This window comes from Pseudomonas sp. CGJS7 (assembly GCF_036961695.1).
Window position 1 is genome coordinate 40745 of record NZ_JBAMDI010000037.1, and the last position, 12856, is coordinate 53600.

At 59.5% G+C, this 12856-nt stretch carries 9 protein-coding genes; 4 read left to right on the forward strand and 5 right to left on the reverse strand.

What is annotated here, in order from left to right; translation table 11 throughout:
• Positions 1-70 precede the first annotated feature (70 nt).
• On the forward strand, positions 71-1063 hold the full coding sequence (locus tag V7787_RS22045; RefSeq protein WP_020191092.1) for a LacI family DNA-binding transcriptional regulator: 993 nt from the start codon (positions 71-73) through the stop codon (positions 1061-1063).
• Positions 1064-1277: 214 nt separating this feature from the next.
• Positions 1278-1781 (forward strand): CinA family protein, encoded by a 504-nt coding sequence (locus V7787_RS22050; protein ID WP_020191090.1) that lies wholly within the window; start codon positions 1278-1280, stop codon positions 1779-1781.
• Between the two features lie 100 nt (positions 1782-1881).
• On the opposite strand, the gene V7787_RS22055 is transcribed toward V7787_RS22050, so the two are convergent.
• From V7787_RS22055 to V7787_RS22065, 3 genes are all read right to left on the reverse strand, one after another.
• A complete protein-coding gene (locus V7787_RS22055) occupies positions 1882-2589 on the reverse strand; it encodes an IclR family transcriptional regulator (protein WP_020191089.1) in 708 nt (235 codons plus the stop codon).
• Positions 2590-2752: 163 nt separating this feature from the next.
• The gene (locus V7787_RS22060) at positions 2753-3979 is read right to left on the reverse strand and encodes an MFS transporter (RefSeq protein WP_231114285.1); all 1227 of its coding nucleotides are present in this window, start codon (positions 3977-3979) and stop codon (positions 2753-2755) included.
• A gap of 86 nt (positions 3980-4065) precedes the next feature.
• Positions 4066-4743 carry an RraA family protein gene (locus tag V7787_RS22065; RefSeq protein ID WP_020191087.1) on the reverse strand — a complete coding sequence of 226 codons (678 nt, stop codon included), beginning with the start codon at positions 4741-4743 and terminating at the stop codon, positions 4066-4068.
• A 233-nt stretch (positions 4744-4976) separates the two neighbouring features.
• Between V7787_RS22065 and V7787_RS22070 the strand changes: the two genes are divergently transcribed.
• Positions 4977-5954: a hydroxyacid dehydrogenase gene (locus V7787_RS22070; RefSeq protein ID WP_064492076.1), complete on the forward strand. Its 978-nt coding sequence runs from the start codon at positions 4977-4979 to the stop codon at positions 5952-5954.
• Between the two features lie 82 nt (positions 5955-6036).
• Positions 6037-7365, forward strand: coding sequence for an MFS transporter (locus tag V7787_RS22075; RefSeq protein ID WP_020191085.1), 1329 nt, complete (start codon positions 6037-6039; stop codon positions 7363-7365).
• Between the two features lie 90 nt (positions 7366-7455).
• Here V7787_RS22075 and atzF read toward each other — a convergent pair whose 3' ends face one another.
• Both atzF and uca read right to left on the reverse strand, forming a co-directional pair.
• On the reverse strand, positions 7456-9219 hold the full coding sequence (gene atzF, locus V7787_RS22080) for an allophanate hydrolase (protein WP_104887659.1): 1764 nt from the start codon (positions 9217-9219) through the stop codon (positions 7456-7458).
• A complete protein-coding gene (gene uca / locus V7787_RS22085) occupies positions 9216-12824 on the reverse strand; it encodes an urea carboxylase (RefSeq protein ID WP_336089574.1) in 3609 nt (1202 codons plus the stop codon). Before uca ends, atzF begins: the two co-directional genes overlap by 4 nt.
• Positions 12825-12856: the final 32 nt, after the last annotated feature.

A 12856-nucleotide genomic window follows, 5' to 3' on the forward strand; every position in this document is an offset into this window, starting at 1 on the left:
GTCATTCGAGTCGCGAGAAGTCCGGGCAATGTGTCATGATTCGGCGTCAACCTGACCGATTTCGCCTCACATGACTTCAGTGAAAGACGTTGCACAGCTGGCCGGCGTGTCCCTGATGACGGTTTCTCGAGCGCTCAACACTCCGGAAAAACTGAGCGCCGAAACCCTTCTGCGGGTGCGTCGTGCCATTGATGAACTGCAATTCGTACCGAGCCTGTCGGCGCGCAGGATGCGCGGCGACAACCTCCAGTCGCGAACCATCGGTGTGTTCGCGCTGGACACTGCGACCACACCATTTGCGGTCGAGCTGCTGCTGTCCATTGAGCAGACCGCGCAGCAAGCCGGCTGGAATGTCTTTATCCTAAACCTGTTAAGCAACCCGCCCACTGACCAGAACATCGACCTAATGCTGTCGCACCGTCCGGACGGCTTGATCTTCAGCGCCATGGGGTTTCGCCAGGTGTGCATTCCCGAGCGGTTGAAGAGCAAACCACTGGTACTCGCCAATTGCCTGACCGATGACAGTCGCCTGGTGAGTTATGTGCCAGACGACGAAAAGGGGCAGTATCGAGCCGTACATCACGCGTTAAGCCAAGGCTATCGGCGCCCGCTGTGTATCAATCTGCCAAAACAGAGTCTGGCCTGGGGCTTGCGACAAAAAGGCCTGCAACGTGCCTGTCAGGAATTCGGCCTAGCGCCTGACACACTCCTGCAATACGACCTTTCCGATCATGACGCCTACGGTGAAACCGCAGCCATCCTCGACCGACATATCATCGAAGGTCGCCCCCAATTCGACATTCTGATCTGTGGCAATGACCGTATTGCCTTTTGTGCCTATCAGTTGTTGTTGGGCCGTGGCCTGAAGATTCCCGCCGATGTCGCTGTGCTCGGCTATGACAACATGATCGGCATCGCCGAACTGTTCATCCCACCGCTGACCACCGTGCAATTGCCATATTACGAGATCGGTCGCAATGCTGCCCGGCACCTGATCCAGGCCCTCGAGGTATCGGGAGCCCAGCCAGTTGATTGTCCGTTGGTGGTCAGGGCATCACTATAAGAATCAGTAAAGCGGACAGGCGCTCATGAAGCAATGCGCCGGCCCACTCATGAACGAATGACAACGCCTCGGAGCCCAGCTCCGTGCTCCCTACAGTGATGTCAACGAGGGAAATAAAGTTCAGCTCAAAAAACAAGGCGAAGCTGCGCTAAACCGGTGAACCATTTACATGGCCGACACGTCCACCACAAAAGAACAATGAGTCGACATAAAAATGGCAACGGATCCCGTATTGGCCGTGCTCGGCTACCTCAAAGACCACCATCTGGTACTTACCACTGCCGAATCCTGCACAGCAGGCTGCATGGTCGCTCTGCTAGCGGCATTCCCAGGCACAGGCGAGGTACTGGAAAGCGGCTACGTCGTGTATTCGCCCTCCGCCAAGAAGCGTCTGCTAGGTGTAAGCGCGCAAACCATCGAACGGTACGGGCTGACTAGCGAACCAGTCGCATGGGAGATGGCCCTGGGGGCGTTGAAGGACAGCGATGCCAATGTCGTTATCGCAACTACGGGTGTAGCCGGGCCTGACCCAGCATCCGGGGTTCTACCCGGCACCCTTTGCTTTGCGTGGGCTTTTGCCGGCGAACCGATAGCCGTGTTTACCCGTACCCAGCGTTTTTTTGGTGAGCGAGCGCAAGTCATGCACGACGGCGCCGTCTATGGACTGACGCGCCTGATCCATTATCACGAGCGCTGGCTTCGTGGGGAGCGCGCCTGAAGGGGGCAGGTAATGACAGGCATGGAGGCGACTTTTGACATCGAATACTGCAGGTGAATCCCTCGACGACCCTCCTCCACCTTTTGCCTGAGCAGTTGGATCATGCGGATTCCAAAGATGCAGACTTAAAGCCCAAGCTTCGCATCAGATCACGTGCCGCTTCGAAGAACATCGGCTTGAGGCTTTCGGCATACTCTTCAGTCAAACGACTCGCAGGCCCTGAAATCACAAGGGCGCCCATCAATTCCTGTTGGGCACCGTAGATGGGCAGCGCCATCGAAGCAGCATGAGGGTCTGTTGCGCCTTTGGAGTAATAAGGTTTTTGCAAGGCAATGCCGATTTGATAGGGAGCGCGCAACGCCTGAGCACCCGCGGCTTCATCCATCGGCCGCATGTCACCAGGTTGCAGGTTCAGACGCAGTCGATGCGATGAATTGACCCGATATTGACACATCCGATACGCACCGTGACGCACATAGAAGGAAGCAGTTTCACCCGACTGTTCAGCCAGATAATGCAAACGTGGCATCACGTGCTTTTCCAGGTCTAGCGCCTCCTGATACACAGCGTTCAAACGCATGACTTCGCTTGCCAACTGATAGCGACCATCAGCCATGCGGGTAATGAACCCGTGGTTCTCCAGAGAAACCATCAAGCGCATGATCGTGCTCTTGATGAGCCCGGTACGCTCAACCAGCTCGACCAGGCTCAGCGCAGCGTCGCCTACCTGAAAAGCGGTTAACACGGTCAAAACACGGTCTGCCGATGCCACACCATTTACCGCGGGACGCGGCCGCGCTTTTGCCATTTGCAAACCTCACACGATTGAAGCCCTCCATTCAATGCGAGGGCAGAAAAACCTCATTATCCGACAACGGTCGGTCCCCGCCAACGTAGCATGCGCAGTGGGCCAGATAAAAAAACAGTAGGGCAAGGCTCGCATGGCTGTCGCTGATCAGGTCGCGTACCCATCAATGGTGGCGGTAACTGATGTACTGCCCCAGCAACCCCAGCACCAATACCGCGCCGGCGATCCCCAGCGTCGCCGGCGCGCCCAAGCGAGCGGCGATCAAACCTGCGGCCATACCGCCCAAAGCCTCGAAACCAAAGCGCATGGCAATGTAGAAGGCGATGACCCGGCCGCGCAAGTGGCTCGGCGCGCCGCTCTGCAACTGCATATTGGTGCTGACGTTGCTCAAGGTGATACCAAAACCCAACACCGCCAACGCCAGCAGTGCCAGCGGCAGCTCCGCCGCCAGCCATAAGCCTATCAACGCGACCGCGCAGGAAAGCGCCCCGGCACCGGTGAACTGGCGCAGCCGCGGCATGGCGCCGCCCACCGCCAACACCAGCGTCGCCCCGAACGCCCCGGCACCTGCCGCCCCCCATAGCCAACCCAACACACGCGCATCACCGGCGAACACTGCCCTGGCCAGGATAGGCAGCAGTGCCGCGTAGCAGGAAGCCAGCAAGTTGACCATGATCACGTTGATCAACAGCTGGCGCACGTTCAAGTTCTGCCACATATAGTCCAGGCCCTCGCGGAACACCTGCGAGGTTGAGCCGCTAGCCTTGAGGCTGGCAGTGCCGCGGACCTTCAGCAAGCCACCCCACAGCGCGAGAAAAGCCAGTGCAGTGAGCAGGAAACAGGCTGCTTCCCCGGCAAAGGCAATCAGCGCGCCAGCCAGTGGGGGGCCGACGAAACGCGCAGCATTGATCAGCATGGCATTGAGCACGAGCGCATTCGGCAGGTCGCCCGGGTTGTCGACAAAGCTGCCGATCAGCGCCTGGCGCAGTGGTGTTTCAAGGGCGTTGAGCAGGCCCAGCAGCAGGGCCATGCCGGCGATGAACGGCCCGTCCACCCAGCCCAGCCAAGTTGCGATGCCCAACACAAGCGACTGCATGATCAAGATCAGTTGCACAATGATGAGCAGGCGACGTTTGTCGTGGCGGTCGATCCACGCCCCCGCCAGCGGGCCGATGAGCAGTTGCGGCGCCAGCGAAAGAAAGGTGATCAGCCCCAGCAGCACGGCCGAACCGGTCAGGTGATAGGCCAGCCAAGCCAATGCTACCTGCTGCACCCACTTGCCCAACGTGGAAACACCCTGGCCGACGAAATAGATCTGGAAATTGCGATGAGAGAGCGCCCGCACAGCGGCGGGCCAGCGTGTGCTGTGCGGTGGTGATGAATCGGACAAGTCTTCGAATCCTCAATAATCCCGCGACCGACACCGATCCATCAGCCACTGCGCACCCCATCGCAAGGTGCGCAACTGATGCTGGATCAGCCTGGCAGCAGGCAGCCTTTTTTCTTCAAGGACTCCAGGACCCAGGAGCGGTCGTTGGTGCCTTGGGCAATTTTTTCCATCTGTGCGGTTTCGGCAGCGTGTTTGGCGGTAGCATGCGCATAGACCTCGGCAACATGGTCGTAAGGCACACACAGCATGCCATCGTCATCACCGATCACCAGGTCGCCCGGCTCGATCACCATACCATCAATGGCGATCGGCACGTTGATCTCGCCCGGGCCATCCTTGTAAGGACCGCGGTGCGAAACACCTGCAGCGAACAACGGGAATTCACCCGCGCCAATGTTGGCAGCGTCGCGGATGGCGCCGTTGATGACGATACCGGCCACGCCACGCTTGACCGCGTAGGCCACCATCATTTCACCGATCAGAGCGTTGGTCAGGTCGCCGCCGGCATCGACGACGATCACGTCGCCCGGCTGAGCGATGTCGATCGCGTAGTGCAGCATGAGGTTGTCACCCGGACGGGCTTTGACGGTCAATGCCGGACCGCACAGCCCGCCTTCGCGATGCATGGGGCGCAAGCGGGCACCACCTGCAGTCATGCGGTTCATCGAGTCGCTGACGTTAGCCACCGGAACTTCACGGTAGCGTGCAACCCACTCATCGCCGACTTTACGTGTGCGCTCAAGCACTTGGAAGCCAATGCTCATGTGACATACCTCTCTTGGTGTTATTCGACATCATTGGTATTTTCGAAACCTATTTCTAGAATGGCATTTCATTAAAATCATGACAACGGAATTTTTGCTCGCTTTTTTCGCAAAATCGAGTCTGCAATCAATTTTCTTGCAATGGCGTTTCATTATGGTAGGGTCTAGGTCAATGCTGCACATGCGCGGCAGACCGCCCCTGAACTGCCCCTGACAAGAACAAGGTATCCACGATGTCCCGTACCATTCTGCTGACCGGCCCCGAGCTCGCCGCCGAGGCCATGCACCTTGCCGCCGAACAGGGCGTCAGAATCGTCCCCACCACGCCCTACCTGCCGAGCGAGGAACTGGAAGCGATCATTCGCGCTGAACAGCCCGATGCCATCGTGGTACGCCAGGGCAATCTGACCCGCGCCATGATCGAGGCTTCGGACAAACTGAAAGTGATCGCAAAGCACGGCGTGGGCTATAACACCATCGATATCCAGGCCGCCGCAGACCGCTGCATCCCGGTATCGATCGCCGTTGGCGCCAATGCCCAGTCGGTGGCCGAGCTAGCCTTCGCCCTGATGTTCAGCGTGGCCCGCCAAACCGCGCTGCTGGATGCGCGCATGCGTGACGGGCATTGGGACAAGGCCTCGGCCAACGGCATCGAGCTGTCGGGCAAGACCTTGGGCCTGATTGGCCTGGGCTCGATCGGGGGCATCCTCATGGACCTGGTGGCGCCGCTGCGCATGAAGGTCAAGGTGTTCGACCCATACCTCAAGCAACTGCCAGAACGCCCGCATCTCGAACGTGAAGAGGACTTCGATCGCCTGCTGGCTGAAAGCGATATCATTAGCCTGCATTGCCCGCTGACCGAGACCAACCACAACCTGATCGGCGCTGCCCAACTCGAGCGCATGCGCCCAGGCGCCATCCTGATCAACACTGCCCGTGGCGAGCTGATCGATACCAACGCCTTGGTGAAAGCGCTCAGCGAACGCCGCATCGCCGGTGCCGGGCTGGACACATTCAATCCCGAGCCGCCGCCTGCCGACAGCCCGCTGTGGGGCCTGCCGTCCTTGGTCGCCACACCGCATGTCGGCGCCAACACCACCGAGGCCCGTGACCGTGTAGGCCTGGTAGCGTTGAAACAGATTCTCGATGTCTGGGCGGGCATTGCTCTGGACCCGCGTTGCGTGGTCAATCGCCACCTGTTCGCCAGCTGACCGCACTCCCTCGCGCGCCGCTTCGCGAGAAGGGGCACGCTCCCGACGCTTCACTCCAGAAAAAAAACAATTGGAGAGCACCATGACTTCAGCAAGCCCCCAGCCGGACGATCTCGAACGCAGTACCATGCGCCGTGTCGCATGGCGCCTTCTGCCATTCCTGATCATCTGCTACCTCATTGCGATCATCGATCGGGGCAACATCGGCATGGCATCCCTGCAGATGAACGAGGACCTGCAGCTCACGGCCAAGGTCTTCGGCTTTGCCAGCAGCCTGTTCTTCTTTGCCTACTTCCTGGTGGAAGTGCCCAGCAACCTGGCCATGCAACGGTACGGCGCGCGTATCTGGATCGCTCGCATCATGATCACCTGGGGCCTGATTTCCGCAGGCACGGCGTTCGTCCAGGGCGCCAACTCCCTCTACGTGATGCGTTTTTTGCTAGGCGCTGCCGAGGCCGGCTTCTTCCCAGGTGTACTGCTGTACCTTACCTACTGGCTGCCGTCGGCCTACCGTGCACGCATGGTGGCACTGTTCATGGTGGCGATCCCTGCTGCCAACTTCATCGGTTCGCCACTCTCGGGCCTGCTACTGAGCCTGGATGGCTGGTTGGGTATGCGTGGCTGGCACTGGCTGTTCATTCTCGAAGGGATACCTGCAGTACTGCTTGGCATCGCCTGCCTGTTCGTGCTCACCGACCGCCCAGAGCAAGCCAGGTGGCTGAGCGACGAGCAGCGCGGCTGGCTCACTCGGCGCCTGGCTGATGAAGCCTCGAAAAAGACCGCCATCGGCCATATCTCGCTGTGGAAGCTGCTGCGCCACAAGGATATCTGGGTGTTGGCACTGATCTACTCGGGCGCTTCCGCCGCTGGCAGCACCATGAGCGTATGGGCCCCGCAGTTGCTGAAAACCTTTGGCCTCAGCGCCCTGGAAATCGGCCTGGTCAACGCCATCCCTTACGGCATTGCCTCGGTGCTGATGATCTTCTGGGGCCGCAGTTCCGACCGTACCGGCGAGCGTCGCTGGCACACCGCGATGACCATGCTGCTGATCGCGGCGGGCCTGCTGATGACCTTGTTCACCGCTTCTCTGCCGGCAACGGTGGCGATGCTGACCATGGTACTGGTGGGCGCGTATTCGATGAAAGGGCCGTTCTGGGCACTGGTGTCCGGCTGGCTGTCTTCCTCGACCGCTGCCGCGGGCCTTGCCGCCGTAGGCGCCATGGCCAACCTGATCGGCGGAGGCCTTATGGTCAATGCCTACGGCGCCATTCACGATGCCACCGGCAGCTACTCCCTGGCGCTGATGCCCTTGGCCGCGCTGTGCACCGTGGCCGGTATCGCAGTACTGGTAATCGGCCGCAAACGCCAGCACGAGCAAGCTGAATCAGCCAGCGCCGTTAGCGCAAAATAAGCCACGCGAGTCGCACCTCGATGCCCACTTTCTTACTTCAGGAATGTGGGCATAGTCATTTCACAACGGCAAGAAGTGTCCGCCTCAACCTCAGCTCATCGAAGCCAACCAGGCCCTCCACCCTCCCCATTCGGTGATGTCTGCGGCACCATCGAGTCCCGCGCCTTCGCATATGAAACCTGTCTCCCAGCGACCATCGCTCAGTTCCACCTTGCCCAGCCCCAAAGGCGCAGGGATACCGGTCAGGAATGAGCCCAGCTCCGTGCTCGGCATCTCCCAAACCTCCACTGCGATGGCGACGCCCCCTTCCTGCACCCGCACCATCCCGGGTCGTTTCACAGGCCCGCCGGCAAGCGCGTAGAGCTTGTAATGGGGGGAGCTGCTTGTGGACTCCAGCAACCGAGCCCCACGATGCTGGAGCTGCCAATTGAGCGCGAGCCCATCCAGATGGGCACCACAAACGACCAGGCGGGCCATGTCGTTGCGAGCATCGATCGCCGGTGCTTCGAACCCTTGGTAGGCGTTTGCGAGGCTCAGCAGGTAGTGGTCAGTGAATGCCCGACCGAATAGCGTGATCCCCCAAGGCAGGTCGTTCTTCATGACACCGCTGGGCACAGCAACGGCTGCGTAATCGAGCAGGTTCATGAAGTTGGTGTAATAGCCCAGCTCAGAGTTGCGCTTCACGGGTTCATCAGCGAGCTCGGCCAAGGTCACGGGGCGACCAATTGTGGGCGTAAGCACACAATGCAGGTCTTTCAGGACTTCATCACATTTGGCCTTGAGCATCTGCAACCGATACTGAGCACGGAACGTATCGACGCCGCTTACCTTCGGGCCTTTCTCAAGCACCGCATGAATGACTGGCAGCACGGCTTCTGGGTGTACCTGCGCGAGCTCTCCCACCACACTGTAACGCTCGGCAACCCACGGGCCTTCGTACAACAAGCGGGCAGCTTCAAGGAATGGCGAAAGGTCGATGGTGACCGGCTCTCCCCCCAGCGACTTCAGTCGCTGGATGGACGCTTCAAACAGGCCAGGCCCCTCGCTGCATCCAAAAAACTCCAGGTCGCACTCGCGTGGGATGCCAAACCGGAAGGAAGTGATGCGCCCGAACGCACTGCCATCATTCCAAGCAGGGTTGGCTCTGCTGTATTCGTCCGCAGGATCTTGCACAGCAAGCAAGGCCAACAATTGGCTGGCCTCCCGTGCTGTAGCCGTAAATGTAGTGACGCAATCCAGCGTTCGGCATGCAGGTACGACTCCAGCAGTCGAAATCAGCCCCCTTGTTGCCTTCAACCCTACAAGCCCATTGAGGGCTGCAGGTACGCGACCTGAACCTGCAGTATCGGTACCCAGGGCGAAACTGGTGATACCCAGCGCCACGGCCAAAGGTGATCCGGCGCTTGATCCACCTGAGGGGTAATCACGATTCACACTGTTCACGCATGCACCGTATGGTGATCTCGTGCCATTCAGCCCTGTCGCAAACTGATCGAGGTTGGTCTTGCCTAATGGAACGGCCCCGAGGTCGATCAGCCGCTGGACGACGCTGGCCGAGCGAACCGGGATGTAAGCATACGCAGGGCAAGCCGCCGTGGTCGGCACGCCTGCCAAATCGATGTTGTCCTTGATGGCGAAAGGCACCCCATACAAGGGCAAACGCTCAATAGGCGTCGACTCCAGCACCGCAAGGTACGGCTCAAGCTCCTCAGCGCTCAGAAGATGGATGAACGCGTTGAACTGGGGGTTGATGGCCTGGGCCTCGTCACGCAATGCCAGAATCAGTTGGCGAGGGCTCACGTCACCACGCACATAGCGTTCACGCAATACATCGATTCGCAGATCATTCTTCATGCTGCCGCCCCTTTTGCGATAGGCTCAATGACAACTACGCGCTGACCGGCACGAATGGCTGCCCCTGGCTCCACGTGAATCTCCCTGACGACACCTGCACAAGGCGCGCAGACCGGTATTTCCATCTTCATGGATTCAAGTACCACCAAGGTCGTGCCCGCCTCGACCTCATCACCAGCGGCAACCTGGACTTGCCACAAATTGCCGGCAATCGGGCTCTCTACGCCCAGCAAATGGCTGGGGATAGGGCTTTCCTCGCTCGTTGGGGCGGCCGCCTCGCTACTTTCGAAGTGCGCTTGTCCCGTATCAATCCAACGCTGCCGCTCGGCTGCAAACGCGCTCTGTTGCTGGCTACGGAAGGTTGCGATGCTGTCCGCCTCACCCGCCAGAAACTCTTGGTAATCCGCCAGTCGTAGTTGACTCTCCTCGATACGCAGGTCGTATCGGCCGAGCGGAAAGTCCCTACGGATGCGTTGCAACTCTTCAGCGGTCACGTGGTAGAAGCGAATTTGGTCAAAGAAGCGGAGCAGCCAAGGTTTGCCACCGAAAGCCTCTACTTCTCGATAGCGGTTCCACATCTGCAGGGTTCGCCCGACAAATTGATAACCTCCCGGCCCCTCCATGCCGTAAACGCACATGTAAGCACCACCGATGCCGACCGCGTTTTCTGCAGTCCACGTACGTGCGGGGTTGTACTTGGTGGTCACCAGGCGGTGCCGAGGATCGAGCGGAGTTGCCACGGGAGCTCCGAGGTATACGTCCCCAAGGCCCATGACCAGGTAACTGGCCTCAAACACCGTGCGCTGCACCTCCTCCAGGTTCGCAAGATCGTTGATGCGACGTATGAACTCCAGGTTGCTTGGGCACCAGGGGGCATCCTTGCGCACAGTGGTCATGTATTTTTCGATGGCCAGCTGGCACGCAGGATCGTCCCAAGACAGAGGTAGGTGAACGATTCGAGAAGGCACCGCAAGATCCTTAGCTGCGCAGACCGCATCCCACTCGCCGGCGATAGCTTCCAACAGGTGGCCTAAGGAAAGTCGCTCCGGCTGGTAGTGCACCTGAAGCGAGCGGATCCCGGGTGTCAGATCGATGACCCCTGGGAGTGCTTGAGCTTCGAGAGCTTGCATCAAAGCATGGCCACGGAACCGCAGCACCAGATCAAGCTCTGGTTCGCCAATCTCGAGCAATAAATGGGTATCACCAGCCAATCGGGCTACCAGTCGCATCTCGCCCTCCCCCAAGTCCATTACGATTGGGGACACAAGCTCGGACATTTTCACATCGGATGTGCTGCGCACCGGCACCTCCCCCAGCAACGGCGAAGTCGCCAGTGCTCGGGCACGCGCGATGTCTGTAGGTACAAACCTGACCTTATCGCCGGCTTTAAGCTGCCCCAGCTTCCACAGGTCGGCCTCGATCACTGTGACCGGACAGACGAAACCACCCAGGCTTGGGCCGTCCGGGCCCAGAATCACCGGCATGTCGCCCGTAAAATCCACGGCCCCGATCGCATAAGGATTGTCATGGATGTTGGAGGGATGCAGCCCAGCCTCCCCTCCGTCGGCGCGCACCCACTCGGGTTTTGGCCCGATCAACCGAACACCGGTGCGGCTCGAATTGAAATGCACTTCCCACTCTGTGGCGAAGAATGTCTCGATATACGCCGGTGTGAAATACTCGGGCGCCCCATGGGGGCCGTAAATCACACGGATCTCTCGGCGCGCCCCCAGCGGTTCCTGCTCTGGCAGTTGCCTGCCTGCACTTGAGTCAGTCAAGCGGCTGATGTGCAGCACATCCCCCGCGCGCAAGGCTCGACCTGCGTGACCGCCAAACTGCCCCAGGGTGAAAGTGCTCTTGCTGCCCAGATACTCCGGTACCTGGATGCCTCCACGTACACACAGGTAGGCCCTGGTGCCAGCACCAACGATCGTGCCGATGCTGAGTACCGAACCAGCCTTGATCATCAGTGCAGTGTTCATCGGCACGACGTTGCCATCGATCAGTACCGGAATCTCCGCCCCCGTGACGGCTACCACGGCGTCAGCATTGAATCGCATGCTTGGCCCGGTCATGGTGATTTCGAGTCCAGCCTCACCTTCCGGGTTGCCGATCAGTTGATTGCCAAGGCGCAATGCTCGACTGTCCATTGGCCCAGACGGCGGCACTCCGACGGCCCAGTACCCCTGGCGTCCAGGGTAGTCCTGGACGCTAGTCTGAGTGCCGCCGCTGAGTATCTCGATGGTTGACGCTTTATACACCAACCCCTCAAGGCAGCGTGTCCAGGGCTTGCCGGTCGCGAATGGGGCATCCAGCAGGATCTGCTTGAGGTACTCCCGGTTGGTTTCCACGCCGTAGATGACGCTGTTGTCGAGCGCAGCGTGCAAACGAGAACAAGCTTGGTCGCGATCCTCTGCCCAAGTGATGACCTTGGCGATCATGGGGTCGAAAAACGGAGGAATCTCACACCCCGCCTCTACCCATGTATCGATACGTAGGGTTTGGCCTTCTGCGTGCGGAAATTGAACGGCCGTGAGCAAACCAGGGCTGGGCTGGAATTCCTTACCTGGATCTTCTGCATAGAGGCGCGCCTGCACGGCATGGCCCCGAGGCGTCAGGGTGCGCGCCAACTCCTTGAGCGGTGCCAGGGTTCCAGCCGCGAGCTCAACCATCCAGCGAACAAGATCAATACCCCACACCTGCTCGGTAACGCCATGCTCGACCTGCAGGCGGGTGTTGACCTCCAGGAAGTAGAATTGCTGCGCATCGCTGTCGAACACGAACTCAACAGTACCTGCGCTCCGATAGCTCACTGCCTTGGCCAGACGAATGGCAGCTTCACAAAGTGACTGGGAAATCCGGTCAGTGAGATCAGGAGCCGGGGTCTCTTCCAGCACCTTCTGGTTGCGGCGCTGGACTGAGCAATCACGCACACCCAGTGCGATGACATCCCCACACCCATCCCCGAAAATCTGGACTTCAAGATGACGCGCACGCTGGATGTACTTCTCGATGAAGACGCCTGCATCACTGAAGTTGTTCTGACCTAACCGCCTGACAGTCTCGAAGGCATCTGCGAGCTCTGTCGGTGACCAACATACCCGCATGCCGATTCCGCCGCCGCCGGCCGTGCTTTTGAGCATGACCGGATAGCCCACCGCCTGCGCAGCTGCAACAGCCTCCTCCACGCTGTCGAGCAGTTCGGTACCCTCAAGCATTGGGACGCCGTACTTGCGCGCCAAAGCGCGCGCAGTATGTTTGAGGCCAAACAGCTTCAACTGATCTGCAGTGGGGCCGACAAAGGCTATCCCAGCCGCCTCACAAGCCGCCGCGAAAGCCGCATTCTCTGAGAGGAAGCCGTAACCTGGGTGAATGGCGCCCGCGCCCGTTTCCTTGGCAGCAGCAAGGATCTTGTCGACGCAGAGATATGTGTTGGCAGCAGCTCCTTCTCCCAGGCTCACAGCTTGGGCTGCATCACGAACGTGAAGGCTGGCTACGTCAGCTTCTGCGTAGACAGCGACACCTTTTACATCCATTTGGCGAAGCGTACGCAGGATCCTGCAGGCGATAGCGCCACGGTTGGCAATCAACAATGAATCGAACATAAGAAGCCCCTTACGACGGTACATGTCCGTGC